12 protein-coding genes and 2 pseudogenes are annotated in these 17,595 nt (G+C 58.1%); 11 read left to right on the forward strand and 3 right to left on the reverse strand.

Annotated features, from left to right (window positions below; all coding sequences use genetic code 11):
• Nucleotides 1-8: 8 nt before the first annotated feature.
• The 3 genes from LN050_08385 (at nucleotide 9) to LN050_08395 (ending at nucleotide 2,766) form a co-directional block, all read left to right on the forward strand.
• Nucleotides 9-512 (forward strand): MarR family transcriptional regulator, encoded by a 504-nt coding sequence (locus tag LN050_08385; protein UFS55803.1) that lies wholly within the window; start codon nucleotides 9-11, stop codon nucleotides 510-512.
• Between the two features lie 108 nt (nucleotides 513-620).
• Nucleotides 621-1,295, forward strand: a complete 675-nt coding sequence (locus LN050_08390) for a response regulator transcription factor (GenBank protein UFS55804.1) — start codon at nucleotides 621-623, stop codon at nucleotides 1,293-1,295.
• 76 nt (nucleotides 1,296-1,371) lie between these two features.
• Complete coding sequence (locus LN050_08395) at nucleotides 1,372-2,766, forward strand: sensor histidine kinase N-terminal domain-containing protein (GenBank protein UFS57370.1); 1,395 nt, start codon at nucleotides 1,372-1,374, stop codon at nucleotides 2,764-2,766.
• Between the two features lie 125 nt (nucleotides 2,767-2,891).
• Here LN050_08395 and LN050_08400 read toward each other — a convergent pair.
• Nucleotides 2,892-5,574 (reverse strand): annotated as a pseudogene (locus tag LN050_08400) (DNA topoisomerase III).
• A 137-nt stretch (nucleotides 5,575-5,711) separates the two neighbouring features.
• On the opposite strand from LN050_08400, the gene LN050_08405 reads away from it, so the two are divergent.
• Genes LN050_08405 through cysQ form a run of 4 tightly spaced genes read left to right on the forward strand, consistent with a single transcriptional unit; the run spans nucleotide 5,712 to nucleotide 8,740 of the window.
• On the forward strand, nucleotides 5,712-6,293 hold the full coding sequence (locus LN050_08405) for an SET domain-containing protein-lysine N-methyltransferase (protein ID UFS57371.1): 582 nt from the start codon (nucleotides 5,712-5,714) through the stop codon (nucleotides 6,291-6,293).
• Between the two features lie 3 nt (nucleotides 6,294-6,296).
• The gene (locus LN050_08410) at nucleotides 6,297-7,136 is read left to right on the forward strand and encodes a biotin--[acetyl-CoA-carboxylase] ligase (protein ID UFS55805.1); all 840 of its coding nucleotides are present in this window, start codon (nucleotides 6,297-6,299) and stop codon (nucleotides 7,134-7,136) included.
• Complete coding sequence (locus LN050_08415) at nucleotides 7,121-7,969, forward strand: hypothetical protein (GenBank protein UFS55806.1); 849 nt, start codon at nucleotides 7,121-7,123, stop codon at nucleotides 7,967-7,969. Before LN050_08410 ends, LN050_08415 begins: the two co-directional genes overlap by 16 nt.
• A gap of 9 nt (nucleotides 7,970-7,978) precedes the next feature.
• Nucleotides 7,979-8,740 (forward strand): 3'(2'),5'-bisphosphate nucleotidase CysQ, encoded by a 762-nt coding sequence (cysQ, locus tag LN050_08420; protein ID UFS55807.1) that lies wholly within the window; start codon nucleotides 7,979-7,981, stop codon nucleotides 8,738-8,740.
• A 45-nt stretch (nucleotides 8,741-8,785) separates the two neighbouring features.
• On the opposite strand, the pseudogene gap reads toward cysQ, so the two are convergent.
• Nucleotides 8,786-9,786: pseudogene (gene gap / locus LN050_08425) on the reverse strand (type I glyceraldehyde-3-phosphate dehydrogenase).
• Between the two features lie 68 nt (nucleotides 9,787-9,854).
• Nucleotides 9,855-11,900, reverse strand: a complete 2,046-nt coding sequence (gene tkt / locus LN050_08430) for a transketolase (GenBank protein UFS55808.1) — start codon at nucleotides 11,898-11,900, stop codon at nucleotides 9,855-9,857.
• A 133-nt stretch (nucleotides 11,901-12,033) separates the two neighbouring features.
• Between tkt and LN050_08435 the strand changes: the two genes are divergently transcribed.
• From LN050_08435 to LN050_08450, 4 genes are all read left to right on the forward strand, one after another.
• The gene (locus LN050_08435) at nucleotides 12,034-12,819 is read left to right on the forward strand and encodes a nucleotidyltransferase family protein (GenBank protein ID UFS55809.1); all 786 of its coding nucleotides are present in this window, start codon (nucleotides 12,034-12,036) and stop codon (nucleotides 12,817-12,819) included.
• Nucleotides 12,816-14,183, forward strand: a complete 1,368-nt coding sequence (locus LN050_08440) for an aminopeptidase P N-terminal domain-containing protein (GenBank protein ID UFS55810.1) — start codon at nucleotides 12,816-12,818, stop codon at nucleotides 14,181-14,183. Before LN050_08435 ends, LN050_08440 begins: the two co-directional genes overlap by 4 nt.
• The gene (locus tag LN050_08445) at nucleotides 14,180-14,776 is read left to right on the forward strand and encodes an MOSC domain-containing protein (GenBank protein UFS55811.1); all 597 of its coding nucleotides are present in this window, start codon (nucleotides 14,180-14,182) and stop codon (nucleotides 14,774-14,776) included. The genes LN050_08440 and LN050_08445 overlap by 4 nt, the downstream gene beginning before the upstream one ends.
• Nucleotides 14,777-14,984: 208 nt before the next feature.
• Complete coding sequence (locus tag LN050_08450; GenBank protein ID UFS55812.1) at nucleotides 14,985-17,321, forward strand: NADP-dependent malic enzyme; 2,337 nt, start codon at nucleotides 14,985-14,987, stop codon at nucleotides 17,319-17,321.
• Nucleotides 17,322-17,595 lie beyond the last annotated feature (274 nt).

Below are 17,595 nucleotides of genomic sequence, written 5' to 3' on the forward strand. Positions count from 1 at the left end.
TTTACCAAATGGCCTCTGTCTCAACCGCACCGCAACAAACAAGCCCCCGCGACGACTGGCGCAGCAACCACTTAGGCTTTTTGCTGGGTGAAGCGCTGCGCCGCTTTGATGCGCGCGTGCTCACACTTATGACGCAAGACGCAAGCGTGCCTTTGGCGTTGTCCAACTTAGCCGCGCGCGACCAAGTCGGTGCGGCGCATATTCACATCACGCGACACCTGCCGATAAGTGGCGCACGCCTGAGCGATGTAGCCAGCGCAGCCGGCATGACCAAGCAGGCCATGGGTGACTTGGTCAACCAATGCGAGGCGTGGAACTTGGTGCAACGCACACCACACCCCAACGACCAGCGTGCCAAACTCATACGCTTTACCGGTGACGGCTTGGCGTGGCTGGCCGCATTTGAGCGGGCTGTGGCACAAGCGCAGCTTGAGTTTCAGCTCGATGTGGGCACGGATGTGGCCACCGTTACAACGCTGGGTTTAGAGGCCTACGCGGCTGGCAACCAGTGACGCAATTGATCACACATGCGCGTAAGCTGTAGGCGGGAATGTGCACCCTAAAATGCGATAAATGACAAATAAGCGCCAAGCAAGACGCCACCCATAGAAAGAGACACCATGCGCATACTGATTGCAGAAGATGACCAAGTGTTGGCTGACGGCTTGTTGCGCACGCTGCGCGCCGCCGGTGCTGCCGTAGACCATGTGGCCAGCGGCACAGAGGCCGACGCCGCACTGATGACCAGCACAGAGTTTGACCTCATGATCTTGGACTTGGGCCTGCCCAAGATGCATGGCCTGGAAGTGTTAAAGCGCATGCGCGCACGCGGCAACAGCCTGCCTGTGCTGATACTCACCGCAGCCGATAGCGTGGAAGACCGCATTAAAGGCCTGGACCTTGGCGCAGACGACTACATGCCCAAGCCATTTGCACTGCCAGAGCTGGAAGCCCGCGTTCGTGCACTGGTGCGCCGTGGTGCGGGCAACGCATCAAGCCAAATCAAGCACGGCCCGCTGGTCTATGACCAACAAGGCCGCGTGGCCACCATTGACGGCGTAATGGTAGAGCTGTCTGCACGTGAGCTGGGCTTGCTGGAGGTGCTGCTGCAGCGCGCAGGCCGTTTGGTCAGCAAGGACCAGTTGGTCGAGCGCTTGTGCGAATGGGGCGAAGAGGTGAGCAACAACGCCATAGAGGTGTACATACACCGCTTGCGCAAGAAAATAGAAAAGGGCCCCATACGCATTGCCACCGTACGCGGCTTGGGCTACTGCCTTGAAAAAATCCCCGGGTAAGACACCCAGTTCAGACTTAGCCTTTGGCCTGTTCCAGCGCGAGCAGCGCAGCTTATTTGGCGAAATTCTGGACTGGATGCTCACGCCGCTGCTGTTGCTGTGGCCGTTGAGTTTGGCGCTGACGTGGTGGGTGGCGCAAGGCATTGCGGCCAAGCCCTATGACCGCGCCCTGGAGTACAACCTGCGCGCCATGGCGCAGCTGGTGCAGTTTGAACCGCACGACGTGCGCTTCACACTCACGCGGGAGGCGCAAGACCTCATGCGCTCAGACGACACAGACCTGGTGTACTACCAGGTACTGGGCCCGCGCGGCTATGCCATTGCAGGCGAGGCCGACTTGCCCATACCGCTTGGCGACCAGGCGCCCAACCTGGACGTACCGCTACTGCGCGACGACATCATGCGCGGCGACGAAGTGCGCGTGGCCTACATGTGGCTGCAGTCTGAAAACGGTATGAACACCAAAGTGCTGCTGCAAGTGGCTGAGACCCTGGGCAAGCGTTCTACGCTGGCCACAGAAATCATCAAGGGCGTAATGGTGCCGCAGTTTGTGATTTTGCCGCTGGCCGTGCTGCTGGTGTGGCTGGCACTGGTGCGCGGCATACGCCCGCTCAACCACCTGGAGCAGCGCATTCGCGAACGCAAGCCAAGCGATTTAAGCCCCTTGGACGACAGTTTTGTGCCGCAAGAAGTCGCGCCACTGGTGCAGTCTATCAATGACTTGCTGGAGCGCCTGACCGCATCACTCACCACGCAACGCCGTTTTTTGGCCGATGCAGCACACCAGCTCAAAACGCCTCTTGCGGGCTTGCGTATGCAGGCAGACTTAGCACAGCGAGAGTCCAACCCTGCAGAAATTCACCAAGCGCTGGGGCAAATTGCGCGCAGCAGTGTGCGCGCCACACACACTGTTAACCAACTGTTGGCCTTGGCCAAGGCCGAGACCACAGGGCGCAGTCTACCCACGCTCAAATTAGATCTGGCACACATCATCATTGACGTGATGCAAGACTGCGTGCCACGCGCCATGGACAAGCGCCTGGACATTGGCTTTGAAGGCCCAGAAACCGTACCGCCCGAATGCCTGATGGAGGGCAATGCCACGCTGCTGCGCGAGCTGGTGCGCAACCTGGTGGACAACGCCATCAACTACACGCCTGACGGCGGTGTCGTCACCATACGCTTGTTGGTAGACCCCTTCAGCGGCGTGCAAGTGCTGCAGGTGGAAGACAGCGGCCCCGGCATTCCGGCGCAAGAGCGCGAGTTGGTGTTGCAGCCGTTTTACAGGGCGCTGGGCACCAATGTTGATGGCTCAGGCCTGGGCCTGGCCATCGTGCACGAGATTGCCCAACAAAACGACGCCACGGTAGAGATGAGCGACGCCCAACCCAACAAAAAACCACCGGGCTTGCTGGTGAGCGTGCGCTTTGCGCCACAACAAACCAAGGCCAATACGGCACATCACCCCTAGCCGAAACGGTCACGGTCACAATCGCCTTCGCAAGACAACCGCGACCACCAAGGTATGAGCCGCAACTGGCGGTACACGCTGTAAAGCAACCTCTATTCCGCTGTCTTTTTAGCGGCTGTCTTTTTGGCTGGCGCTTTTTTTGCAGCGCTCTTCTTAGCAGCCGCTTTCTTTGCTGGTGCCTTCTTCGCAGGTGCTTGTTGGGCTGCTGTCTTTTTAGCGGCTGGCGTTTTACCGGCCGCTGTTTTACGCGGCGGGTATTTGTTCACGCGTGGCTCAAACTCAAAAGCAACTTTGCCCTCTTCTGCATTCCATGCCAAAAACGCTTTGAACGGGCGGCGTGTGCGCATGGACACAAACTTGTCGAGCAAGTCTGTTTTGCCGGTGGCGAGCAGCTTTTGTACCTGCTCAACATCAACCGGCTGTTGCAAAATGATTTTGCCGGTTTTGAACTTGCAGCTGGGCGTGGGCTGCTCGTTGGTGGGCACCAGCTTGCTGCACACGTAGTTGTTGCCGTGTTCAAACACGTCTGAACCACAGCTTGGACACTTGCCCAATGAGGTTTGGCCTGAGAAGTCAACAATTTCGCCGCTGTCTTCATCGGCGTCTTTGCCAAAGTCAAACTCCAGCTTCCAGTTCTGATCTTCGTCGCTGAAGTTCAGCGCAATCTCTGCAGTAAACGGCCAGCCCGCTTTGGAGCGGAAGCCCTCCAGCGGGCCAATGCGCTTGTCGCGAATAAACTGCTCAACCTCGCTCAACTCAAACGCGCGACCAGCCGGTATTTTGGTGATTGAAAAGCCACAAGGCGCAGCGCCCGCTTTGCCAGTGCAGGTGTAGCGGCGGTAGTTTTCTTTCACCACGCCGGCGCACTTGGGGCATGGTGTTTCCAGCGTGGCGTAGTCACCAGGTATGGTGTCGCCGTCGTACTCTTTGGCCTTTTTCACCAGGCGCTCGGTCATGGCAGCGATCTCTGCCATAAACGTCTCACGCTTGAGCAAGCCTTGCTCCATTTGCGAGAGCTTGTATTCCCAGTCACCGGTGAGTTGCGCTTTAGACAACTCATCTACGCCCAAGCCGCGCAACAGCGTCATGAGCTGGAACGACTTAGCCGTAGGAATTAGTTCGCGGCCTTCGCGCAACATGTATTTCTCGTTGATCAAGCCTTCAATGATGCTGGAGCGCGTCGCTGGTGTACCCAAGCCCTTTTCGCGCATGGCCTCACGCAACTCGTCGTCTTCAATGGCTTTACCAGCGCCTTCCATGGCGGATAACAACGTGGCCTCAGAGTAGCGCGCAGGCGGTTTTGTCTTAAGCGCTTTAGGCTCAACCTCCACCGTTTTAACGACCTCACCAGCAGCAACTGCCACCAGACTCTGACCGTCTTTGTCATCGTCGTCTTGTGCCTCTTTGCCGTAAATGGCTTGCCAACCGGCATTCACCAACACCTTGCCCTCGGTCTTGAAGTTTTCATTGGCAACGGTGGTAATGCGTGTGGTCACCAGGAACTCGGCAGGCGGGAAGAACACCGCCATGAAACGGCGCACCACCAGGTCATACACCTTTTGCTCGGCTTCAGACAACCCGCTTGGCGCTTGCAAGGTAGGAATAATCGCAAAGTGATCGCTAACCTTTTTGTTGTCAAACACACGTGGCAATTTTTTAATGTAGCCGTTGTTTAGCGCCACCAACGCGTGCGGCGCCAAATGCCTCATGCCGCTGTCAGCCAGCGCTAAAGGTGTCGGTCACGGTTGACACATAGTCCTCTGGCAAATAGCGCGAGTCGGTACGAGGGTAGGTAAGAGCCTTGTGGCGCTCATACAAGCTCTGCGCAATTTGCAGCGTGGTTTTGGCAGAGTAGCCAAACTTGCCGTTGGCCTCGCGCTGCAAGGTGGTCAAGTCAAACAAGCCTGGGCTTGATTTTTTACTGGGCGCTGATGTCTCGGACACACTGGCCGCTTGACCTCGCACGGCATTGGCCACGGCTTGCGCGCGAGCTTCATCCCACACGCGGTCTGCTTTTTGTTCACCGTCTTTAGCGTCGCCCTCGGCCACCGCAGGCTTTTTCCAGGCAGGGTCAAACCACTTGCCTGCGTACTCGCCAGCAGCTGCGCCAAACGTGGCGTGTATTTCCCAGTAAGGGCGGCTCACAAACTTGCGAATTTGTTCTTCGCGCTCCACCACCACAGACAGCGTAGGCGTTTGCACGCGCCCGACTGTGGTTAAGAAAAAACCACCATCGCGCGAGTTAAAAGCGGTCATGGCACGTGTGCCATTGATGCCCACCAGCCAGTCGGCCTCAGAGCGGCAACGCGCTGCATCAGCCAGCGGACGCATTTGCTCGTCTGTGCGCAATTGGGCAAAGCCGTCACGTATGGCTTGCGGTGTCATAGACTGCAGCCACAAGCGGCGCACGCTTTTACCCAGCGGCTTTTTCTCACTGGCAAATTGCTCGATCAGGCGAAAGATCAACTCGCCCTCGCGCCCCGCGTCACAGGCGTTAATGAGGTCGCCCACGTCTTTGCGTTTGGCCAGCTTCACCACAGCGTTAAGACGCGACTTGGTTTTTTCAATGGGCTTTAACTCAAAGTGTGGCGGCAACACAGGCAGGTTGTTAAAGCTCCACTTGCCACGCTTCACGTCAAACGCCTCTGGTGCGGCAATCTCTACCAGGTGGCCCACGGCAGACGTGATGATGTACTGCTCGTTTTCGAACGAGTCGTCTAGCTTTTCAAATTTGCCTGCGCTAGTCGTAAGCGCGGCCGCGATATCGCGGGCAACGGAAGGCTTCTCGGCAATGACCAATGTTTTCATCTGTCTACAATCCAGTGGGTGGCGCAAACGCTGCGCCTGTGTTTGCGTGCAACTGCCCGCTCACCTATTTAAACCTTACCAAACTTTTTGAGGGTGCTTCAATCGTGTCTACTTCAAAGCCTCGCCCGCCTGCGGCCATGGTCAAAGCCGCCAAGCAATTTAAAGAGCGGATTGTTGCACGCAACTCACCCGTACACGGCAAAGGCGTGTTTGCGCTGCAAGACCTGCCCGCGAACGAGGCACTGGTGGAATACGTAGGCGAGATTATCAGCTGGGAAGAGGCCCTGGAGCGCCACCCTCACGACCCCGCGCAGCCCAACCACACGTTTTACTTCCACATCGACGAGCACAACGTGATTGACGCCAACGTAGGCGGCAACCGCTCACGCTGGATCAACCACAGCTGCGCGCCCAACTGCGAGGCCGATGAGCGCGCCGGACGCGTGTTCATCAAATCCCTGCGCCCGCTTGCAGCTGGCGAAGAGCTGTTTTACGACTACGGCCTCAACATTGACGAACCACACACCCCTGAACTACTGGCCGACTACCCTTGCTGGTGTGGCGCACCCAACTGCCGCGGCACCTTGCTGTCACCCAAAGACGATGGCGATGACACACTAGCTGGCAAACCTCCAAAAGCAGCAAAGCCCAAGTCCAAATCGAACTCCAAGAACAAACCCAAGCGCGCCAGCAAAAAAGGCAGCGCCACCAAGACTTAAACCATGGCCCACACGCCCACGCAGACCATGATGCGCGCGCTCAACAGCGCGGCTGAAGCCATTTGGTTGCGTACCCACCAACAGTGGCCCAATGTGTCCATAGACGTGGTTCCTGAAGTGGGCTCTACCAACACCGCGCTGATGACCGTAGCGCGCAGCGGTGATCTCAACGCACCCAGGGTGATGTTGACGGCGTCTCAAACCGCTGGTCGAGGACGTTTGGGCAAGCCCTGGCAGACACGCGTGGGTGACGCGCTCACCTTTTCTGTCGCCTTGCCATGGCCTGGCTCGCTGCCGCTGCTTGGCCTGTCTCTGGCAACAGGTGTGGCTATTGCGCAGACGCTGCGGACCACTAAAGGGCTTAACAACGGCGTTGCGCCTCGCATCAAATGGCCCAACGACATTTGGATTGACGACCACAAACTCGCAGGCATTTTGGTGGAAGTGTGCGGCCAGGACGCGCAGCGCTGCGTGGTACTGGGCGTAGGCATCAACATCACACCACCCGACGGTGTGCTAAGCCACAACGGCGTAGTACCCACAGGCTTGGCACAACACCTGCAAGCCGATGCAGCGCTAGACATCAGCGAGGTGGTCGCCAGCTGCGTCGCTGCTTTGGCCGCCATGCTGGGCCAGTTTGAACAGCACGGCTTTGCGCCGTTTGTCCCGTCGTTTGAGGCCTTGGATGCGCTAAAAGGCCGGGCGCTACACTTGTCAGACGGCACGCAAGGCATTGGCATTGGTGTCGACTCCCATGGCGGCTTGCGCCTGCAAAGCGACTCGGGAGATATACAAACAATAATCAGTCAGGAAGTGAGTGTCAGGCTATGCGTATCGTCGTAATTGCCATTTTGCTAGCCGCCAACGCCTTGGTCTGGGCTTGGGGCCAGGGCCATTTGGCGAGCCTGGGTTGGCCGTCAACCCGCAGCGCCGCAGCGCCCCAACCCACAACGAATAACCGCACCACCGTCACTCACAGCATTGAAGGCACAACAGACAAGGCGGCCAGTAGCGCACCTGGCCCAATCCCGGCCACGCCCGTATCAAGTGCAGTCGTTGAGCCTGCCGTGCAAACTACGATAGCGTCAACCACAAACCCGGCTGCCAGCGACGCCGTGACCACAACAGGCTTGGCAGAGCAAACACCAGACCAGGTCGTGGTGCCCACCGATGCACCGCTAAGCAACAAGGCATTATTCAAAGGCACAGCCAGCGCCGTTTGCTGGCGTGCACGTACTTGGCCAGTAGAGGGCAAAGAAGCCTTGCAACGTGCCCTAAGCGCAGCACCCGCTGACGTGTTGTGGCGCATTGTGCCGCATGAGTTGGCACAACGCTGGGTGCTGTTGGTGGTCGCTGGCAACACCAGCCTTGAGCAGCGCAAACAACTATTGCGCAAAAACCAAATCGAGTTTCGCGACAGCGAAGCACCACTGCCTAACGGCTTGATAGTGGCCACGTTTGTGGCGCGTGACAGTGCGCTGGCCATGCTGGACGATCTAAGGCGCAAACGCATACCCGCTGAAGTGATGCAAGAGCGCCCGGCCACACCCGTGTGGGAGGTCAATGTATTTGCCAACAAACGCGCAGACGTTGACACCTTGTTGGAGCGGGTGAAAGACATTCCGCGCTATGCCGACTCCCCGCTTCGCGTTGGCCGCTGCGAATCCTCACGCTGAGGCAGGCACGTGCACTTGCAGCAACTGCTTGACGCGCTTCAACCACTGGCACAGCTTGCGGGGCAGGGCATCATGCAGGTCTACGCCATGGACGTACAGGCCATCGCCAAAGCAGACGGCAGCCCCGTTACGCTGGCCGACCAAATCGCCGACGCGGTGATTGTGCAAGGCCTTGCCAAAATCGCACCACACATTGCCGTTGTCTCGGAAGAAAACGCCGCAAGCCATGCACTGGCAACACCTCATACCTATTTTTTGGTGGACCCACTAGACGGCACCAAAGAATTTTTAAAACGAGACGGCAAAGGTGCGTTCACCGTCAACATCGCGCTCATACAAGATGACACACCCGTTGCAGGTGTGGTCTACGCCCCCGCACTAGACCGCATGTTTGCTGGCGCAAAAGCCTGCGGCGCATTTGAGACAACAGGCGGCGTAACGCGCCGCATGACCTGCAAACAGATAGACCACGCCTGTTTGGTAGCTGTCGCCAGCGAATCACACCGTGACGAGCAGACAAACGCCTGGCTGGTGCAGCACCAGGTGGCGCGCACCAAGTCCATTGGCTCTTCACTCAAATTTTGCCTGCTGGCCGCTGGTCAGGCCGATGTATACCCGCGCTTTAGCCCAACAATGGAATGGGACACCGCTGCAGGCGATGCGGTATTGCGTGCAGCTGGCGGCAGGGTGGAGCACCCCAGTGGCGAAGCTTTGACTTATGGCAAACCGGGGTATCGCAACGGGAGTTTTGTGGCTTGGGGTGGGCGTTAGGCTCTACCGATTTAGCCCAACGACCCAGCAACACCAGTCCAACAATTACTTGGAAGCCGCCACACGTGCAATTTCCAAACACTTGTTTGAGTAACCCCATTCGTTGTCGTACCAAGCCACTACCTTCACAAAGGTGCTGTCCAGTGCAATACCGGCTTCAGCGTCAAACACTGAAGTACACACTTCACCACGGAAGTCGGTAGCTACGACCTTGTCTTCGGTGTAACCCAACACGCCCTTCATGGCACCTTGGCTGGCGGCCTTCATGGCGGCACAGATTTCTTCGTAGCTGGCTTCTTTGTTCAGTTCTACCGTTAAGTCAACCACTGACACGTCAGAGGTGGGTACGCGGAAAGACATGCCAGTGAGCTTTTTGTTCAGCTCCGGAATGACCTTGCCCACAGCTTTGGCAGCGCCAGTGCTTGATGGAATGATGTTTTCCAAAATGCCGCGGCCGCCGCGCCAGTCTTTGTTGCTGGGGCCGTCAACGGTTTTTTGGGTGGCGGTGGCGGCGTGCACTGTGGTCATCAAGCCGCGCTTGATGCCCCAGGTGTCGTTTAACACTTTGGCCACGGGTGCCAGGCAGTTGGTGGTGCAAGACGCGTTGGAGATGATGGCTTCACCCGCGTAGCTCTCGTGATTGACGCCATACACAAACATGGGCGTGTCGTCTTTGGACGGCGCGCTCAAAATGACTTTTTTGGCGCCAGCAGCCAGGTGCTTTTCAGCAGTCTCTTTGGTCAGGAACAAGCCGTGGCTTCAATCACGATATCAGCACCAACCTCACCCCACTTGAGATTGGCTGGGTCGCGCTCAGCGGTGAGACGGATTTTCTTGCCGTTGACAACGAGGGTGCTGCCATCGACAGACACGTCTGCGTTAAAGCGGCCATGCACGCTGTCGTACTTGAGCATATAGGCCAAGTAGTCTGGCTCCAGCAAGTCGTTGATGCCAACGATTTCTATGTCGTCAAAGTGTTGCACCGCTGCACGAAACACCATGCGGCCAATGCGACCGAAACCGTTGATACCTAGTTTGATAGTCATGAACAACTCCTGTAAATCTTGAAAAAATCCAACTCAAAAAACGCTTGCTGGCCGCAGTCGGCCGGCGCTTAAGCCTGCTGCAACACCTTTTGTACCGTGTCTGCCACGTTCTTTGGCGTGAAGCCAAAGTGCTCAAACAACACAGGCGCTGGGGCTGATTCACCAAAGGTGTCCATGCCCACCACTGCCGCGCATCCGTACTTCCACCAGCCGTCGCTGCTGCCCATCTCAACCGCAACACGCGGCAAGCCTTTGGGTAGCACAGACACTTTGTAAGCGTTGTCTTGACCGTCAAAAGTGGTGGTACTGGGCATGGATACCACGCGTGTGGCAATACCGCGTGTCGCCAGTTCGGCTTGCGCCTTGAGCGCCAACTGCACTTCAGAGCCCGTGGCAATGATCACCGCTTGGGCGCGTTTTTTCATACCCACTTCGCCAGGCTCAGACAGCACGTAAGCACCTTTGCTGATTTCGTCTAGTGCTGTTTTAGGCGCGTAAGGCAAACCTTGGCGAGACAGCAACAAGGCTGTGGGTTTGTCTTTGTTTTGCAAGGCAGTGGCCCAAGCCACGGCAGTTTCAGCCGTATCGCCCGGACGCCACACATCCAGGTTAGGAATCAGGCGCAACGATGCAGCGTGTTCTATAGATTGGTGCGTGGGGCCATCTTCACCCAAGCCAATGGAGTCATGGGTAAATACATGCACCACGCGTGTTTTCATCAGCGCGGCCATGCGAATGGCGTTGCGACTGTAATCGCTGAACGTGAGGAAGGTGCCGCCATAAGGAATGAAACCGCCATGCAAGGCAATGCCGTTCATGATGGCTGCCATGCCAAACTCGCGCACACCGTAATTGATGTGGCGGCCTGTATGCACATCACCGTTGTCGTCAACTGTGGCGACCACATCACCAGCGGCATCCATGCGCAGATTGGGCGTGTGCTTGGTGTTGGTCAGGTTTGAGCCCGTCAAATCGGCAGAGCCGCCCAACAGTTCGGGCAATGCCGCGGTGAAAAACTCCAAGGCAATTTGCGATGCTTTGCGCGATGCAACCGTCTCGGCCTTGGTGTGGGCAGACACCACTGCGTCAAAGGCAGTTTGCTGGAAGTTTTTAGGCAAGTCGCCCTTGATGCGGCGCACCAACTCAGCGGCCAATTTGGGGTGAGCCGCTTTGTAGGCCTTGAACTGCTCGTTCCACGCGGCTTGCATGGCCTTGCCCTTGGCCGCCGCAGCCCAGTCTGCGTAAACATCTTTGGGAATGTGAAAGGGCTCGGCGCTCCAACCAATGGCAGCGCGCGTCAGCGCAATTTCTTCAGCCCCCAAAGGCTCGCCGTGGGCCTTGGCCGTATTGGCGCGGTTGGGTGAACCTTTGCCAATGGCGGTCTTGCACACAATCAGCGTTGGTTTGTCAGCACTGGTTTTGGCAGTGGCAATGGCACGGTCTACCGCATCAACATCGTGACCGTCTACCGGGCCAATGACGTTCCAGCCATAGGCTTTAAACCGCGCTGGTGTGTCGTCCACAAACCAGGGAGCCACCTGACCGTCAATAGAAATGCCGTTGTCGTCGTACAGTGCCACCAGCTTGTTGAGCTTCCAGGCACCGGCCAAGGCACAGGCCTCGTGGCTGATGCCTTCCATCAAACAACCATCGCCCAAAAACGTGTAGGTGTGGTGGTCTATCACTTCAAAACCAGTGCGGTTGAACTGCTTGGCCAGCAGCTTTTCGGCCAGCGCCATGCCCACTGCGTTGGTAATGCCTTGACCTAGCGGGCCAGTGGTGGTCTCGACGCCAGCGGTAATGCCCACCTCAGGGTGGCCAGGCGTTTTGCTGTGCAACTTGCGAAAGTTCTTCAGCTCGTCCATGGGCAGATCGTAGCCGGTGAGGTGTAACAGCGCGTAAATCAGCATGGAGCCATGGCCGTTAGACAGCACAAAACGGTCGCGGTTGGCCCAGGACGGGTCTTTGGGGTTGTGCTTCAAGTGGCGCGACCACAGCGCCACCGCCATATCAGCCATGCCCATAGGAGCGCCCGGGTGGCCAGAATTTGCGGATTGAACGGCGTCCATTGCCAATGCGCGAACGGCATTGGCCATGTTGGTGGTGTTGGCCATGGTGGTCTTTCGGTGAAACGTAAAACAGAACAAGCGCGCCGCTGTGGGCGAAACCCTGGATTTTAGCTGCTAAGAATGGTGCTCATATGCCGGCCCCCAGCGCAACATGAGGTAATCCACGACAATATTTGCCATGACTACAACCGCCATGTTGCTAGCGGCTGGTCGCGGAGAGCGTATGCGCCCGCTGACTGACACTTGCCCCAAACCTTTGCTGCCCGTCAAGGGCCGCCCGTTGATGAGTTGGACCATGGCCGCCATGCAGCGTGGCGGCATCAGTCACGCCGTCATCAACACCGCTTGGCTAGGCGCACAAATCGAGGCCACTTTTGGCGCGCAAGACCATGGTTTGCAACTGCGCTACTCACACGAAGGCGCAGACTTCGGCCATGCACTCGAAACGGCTGGCGGTATTGCACGCGCTTTGCCCCAGCTTGGCCCGGTGTTCTGGTTGGCCGCTGGTGATGTGTATGCACCCGCTTTTGTCTTTAGCGCTGAAGCAGCAAACAGCTTTGCAGCCAGCAACGCGTTGGCCCACTTATTTTTGGTGCCCAACCCTGCACACAATCCACACGGTGACTTTGCACTGGCTGCAAACGGGCGCTTAAGCCATGCGGGCCAGGCCTTGGTCTGCGCACAGACCGATGCGCGCTACACCTACTCCACCATTGGCTTGTTCAAAGCCGCCTTGTTTCAGCCACCCTACTGCGACATTGCACCTGGCAATGCAACAGGCCAAACATTGGCTTTGGCGCCTGTGCTGCGCCGCGCCATGGATGACGGCCTGGTCAGCGGCGAACTGTACAAGGGCCAGTGGGTAGACGTGGGCACACCCCAACGTTTAGAACAGCTCAATCTTGTCGATACTACAAACACCAGTGCCACAAACACCATCAACCCAACGCCGCACACACCATGAACATCACCATTGACACGCAGCTGTTAGCGCAGCGTCGCCACGCATTGGCAAAGGCCATGGGGCCCAACAGCCTGGCGGTTATCCCCACTGCGCCCGAACGCGCACGCAACCGCGACGCCGACTTTCCGTACCGCTTTGACAGCTACTTCTTTTACCTGTGCGGCTTTACAGAACCAGGTGCCACGCTGCTCATAGACAGCAGCGGCCACACCACCCTGGTGTGTCTGCCCAAAGACTTGGAGCGCGAAATATGGGACGGCTACCGCCTGGGTCCAGACGCTGCACCAAGCGCATTGGGCGTTGACGCAGCCGTTCCCGCCAGCCAGCTGGACGCCACGGTGGCCACACTACTGGGCAACAAAGCCACTGTGTGGTGGCCGTTTGCCACACACGACACACTCAACGGCGACATGGAGCGCTGGCTGCAAACCGTGCGCGGACAAGCGCGCGCTGGCGTGCGTTGCCCAGACACCCAGCGCGACCTTTGCGTGCTGCTGGACGAAATGCGCCTCATCAAAGACCCGCAAGAGCAGGACATCATGCGCCGCGCCGCGCGCATTTCTGCAGGGGCGCATGTGCGTGCCATGCAGCGCAGTGCAGCAGATTTGCACGCTGGAAAAGACTTGCGTGAGTACCACCTGGAAGCTGAGTTGCTGCACGAATTTCGCCAACACGGCTCACAGTTTCCGGCCTACACATCCATTGTGGCCAGTGGTGCCAATGCGTGTGTGCTGCACTACCGCGCCGACAACGCGCAGGTACAAAGCGGCGACCTGGTGCTGATTGACGCTGGCTGCGAGCTAGACGGCTACGCCAGCGACATCACGCGCACCTTCCCAGCCAATGGTGTGTTCACGCCAGCGCAGCGAGACATATACGCGCTGGCGTTGGCCAGCCAGGAGGCCGCTGTGGCCGCGACCCGGGCCGGCGCACGGTTTAACGACCCGCATGATGCAGTGGTGCAAGTGCTGTCGCAGGGCTTGCTGGACCTGGGCATTTTGAACAAACAAAAAGTTGGCAACGTGCAAGATGTAGTGGCCAACAAAGCCTATTCGCCGTTTTACATGCACCGCACCAGCCACTGGCTAGGCCTTGATGTGCATGACTGCGGGCGCTACGCCGACACTGACGCGCAGGCGCTGCAACACACGCCGCCACTCACACGCCATTTACAGGCGGGCATGGTGCTCACCATTGAGCCCGGCTTGTACATACGCCCCAGCGACGACGTGCCAGAGGCGTTTCACAACATAGGCATACGCATTGAAGACGACGCCATTGTCACGACCAATGGCTGCGAGCTGATCACCCGCGATGTGCCAGTGGCCATTGCCGACATAGAAGCTTTGATGGCGCGCGCATGACAGCGCACACAACGGCGCGCGTCATAAGCGTCAACACGGCACTTGCCCATAACTTGCTGGTGGGCGGGCGGCGCATGCGCTCAGCCATTGGCAAAACAGCGCGCAGCGGCACTGTGGCGGTGGCACCGCTGGGGCTTGAGGGCGACGAACAGGTCGAGTTGTCACTGCACGGCGGCTTGGCGCAAGCTGTCTACGCCTACCCGCAAGAGCACTACGCCTATTGGCAGCAACGCCGGGCCGCGTTGGGCCTTGACCTGTTTGAGCAAGACCTGCCTCACGGCACCATGGGCGAAAACCTCACCATTGCTGGCCTGCTAGAACATCAAGTGTTTGTGGGTGACACCCTGGTAGGTCCCAACGTGGTGCTGCGCGTTACCCGCCCGCGCCAGCCCTGCAGCAAGTTCAACGCCGTTATCGGCTACGCCCAAGCCGCCAAGGACATGGTGACGCATGCCAGCTGCGGCTTTTACTTGGCTGTCGAGCAAGCGGGCAGCATCAGCGCGGGTGAGGTGCTGGTCTTGCGCGCTGGTACCCAGGAAGTATCCATTGCCGGCCAAGCGCGCACGCTGTGGGCCAGGTACGCCCAGGACTAAAGCCACAGGCTCGCCTGCCTGTGCCATTACACCTCTTAAAAAGCGCAATAAAGCTTTGCTCAACGCTTTTGCACTCAAAATAGTCAAAAGCGAATCACCCCAATTTCAGCGCCGTGCAGCGCGTGCAACGCCTGCGTCTGCCTACAATGGCTAGCCCAGGTGCCGCCGTGCTGGGCTCCCTGTGATGTTTTAAAAAGTGTTCACAACCATGACCGATACCAACAAAAGCGCTGACGCCAAGGCCAACAAGGCCGCCGAGTTGCGCAAAGCCGCACTTGAGTACCACGAGTTTCCGACCCCGGGCAAAGTGGCCATAGCCGCCACCAAACAACTCACCAACCAGCGCGACCTCGCACTGGCCTACTCACCTGGTGTGGCTGCGCCTTGCGAGGAAATCGTGGCTGACCCGGCCGCTGCGTTCAGGTACACCAGTCGTGGCAACCTGGTGGGCGTCATCACCAACGGCACTGCCGTGCTGGGCTTGGGTGACATTGGCCCACTGGCGTCCAAGCCAGTAATGGAAGGCAAGGGTGTACTGTTTAAAAAGTTTGCTGGTATTGACGTATTTGACATAGAGATCAACGAAAAAGATCCCGAGAAGCTGGTCGACATCATTGCATCGCTGGAGCCCACATTTGGCGGTATCAACCTAGAAGACATCAAGGCGCCAGACTGCTTTTATGTAGAGCGCAAGCTGCGCGAGCGCATGAAGATTCCAGTGTTTCATGACGACCAACACGGCACGGCCATTGTGGTGGGTGCTGCGTTTTTAAATGGCTTGAAGGTGCTGGGCAAAGACATCAACAACAGCAAGCTGGTGGTCTCAGGCGCGGGTGCGGCGGCATTGGCCTGTTTGAACTTGTTGGTTAAGCTGGGCTTGCCACGCGAAAACATTTGGGTCACAGACTTAGCCGGCCTGGTCTACGAAGGCCGCACCGAGCTGATGGACGACGACAAAGCCCAATTTGCACAAGCAACAGACCAACGTACTCTGGCGCAGGTCATCAAAGGCGCTGACGCGTTTTTGGGCTTGTCTGCTGGTGGCGTGTTAAAGCCAGAGATGGTGGCCAACATGGCTGAGCGCCCACTGATATTTGCGCTGGCCAACCCCACCCCTGAAATACTGCCAGACGAAGTGCTGGCTGTGCGCACCGACGCGGTGATGGCAACCGGCCGCACCGATTACCCCAACCAAGTGAACAACGTGCTGTGCTTTCCCTATATCTTCAGGGGCGCATTGGACGCGGGCGCATCCACCATCACCGACGAGATGGAAGTGGCGGCTGTGCACGCCATTGCCGAGCTGGCACAGGCCGAGCAAAGCGAAGTGGTAGCTGCTGCCTACGTGGGCGAGAAGCTCACCTTTGGCCCGGAGTATTTAATCCCCAAGCCGTTTGACCCGCGCTTGATGATGAAAATTGCACCCGCCGTAGCACAAGCGGCCATGGACAGCGGCGTGGCCACACGCCCCATTGCGGATATGCAAGCCTACAGCGAGCAACTGCAAAGCTTTGTGTTTGCCAGCGGCACCATGATGAAGCCCATTTACGCAGCGGCCAAACAGGCCTCACGCAAACGTGTGGCCTACGCCGAGGGCGAAGAAGAACGCGTATTGCGTGCTTGCCAGGTGGTGGTAGACGAGGGCCTGGCCCGCCCAACCCTGATTGGCCGCCCCGCCATCATTGCCGGGCGCATAGAACAGTTTGGCTTGCGCCTGCGTGAAGGCGTGGACTACGACGTGGTCAACGTGGAGCAAGACGAGCGCTACCGCAGCTTTTGGCAGGCCTACCACAAGAAGACGGCGCGCCAAGGCGTGACCCAACAGCTGGCCAAGATTGACATGCGCCGCCGCCTCACACTCATTGGCGCCATGCTGCTGGAAACAGGCCATGTAGACGGCCTGATTTGCGGCACCTGGGGTGCTACCGCCGACCACTTGGCCTACATTGACCCTGTTATTGGCAAGCGTGACGGTGCTGGCACTTACGCTTGCATGAACGGCCTGCTGCTGCCAGGGCACCAAGTGTTTATTGTGGACACACACGTCAACTACGACCCCAGCGCCAAGGCATTGGCCGAAATCACACTGGCTGCGGCTGAAGAAATGTTGCGCTTTGGTCTCACGCCAAAGGTTGCGCTGCTGTCGCACTCCAACTTCGGCTCAAGCAACCAGCCCAGCGCCATCAAAATGCGTGAGACATTGGCTTTGCTCAACGAGCAGGCGCCCTGGCTGGAAGTAGACGGCGAGATGCACGGCGATGTGGCACTAGACGCCACCGCCCGCGCCAAACTGATGCCTGACTCGGTGCTCAAAGGCGAAGCCAACCTGTTGGTAATGCCCAACATCGACGCGGCCAATATTGCCTACAACCTGCTCAAAACAGCATCGGGTGGCGGCATTGCCATTGGCCCCGTGCTGCTGGGCGCACGTCAGCCTGTACACATACTTACGCCCAGCACCACGGTGCGCCGCATTGTGAACATGACAGCACTCACCGTAGCCGACGCCAACGTGCAGCGCAGCAACCCAAGCCGGCCGGCATAGGCGCGCAAGCCGAGGCCGCCACCGTCGCAAAACGGGGCGGCTTTTCACCTTGTGCAATAAAGACTTGCGCTTTTAGCCGCTTTCAGGCACACTTGCGCGGTTGTTTACAGGGTTAACCCTTGCGCAAATGGATAAGCACTTTGGTGCTGACCAAGCCGCGCTGACGGGCCAACCTGATTTGTAAAAACCCGCAAACTTTGCACCAGGTTTAGGCCACTTAGGCGCCAGACATTGGTATGCGACAGCGGGCAGCATGTGAGTTCGCTGTGCTACT

Source organism: Comamonadaceae bacterium M7527 (assembly GCA_021044545.1).
GTDB lineage: Bacteria > Pseudomonadota > Gammaproteobacteria > Burkholderiales > Burkholderiaceae_C > RS62.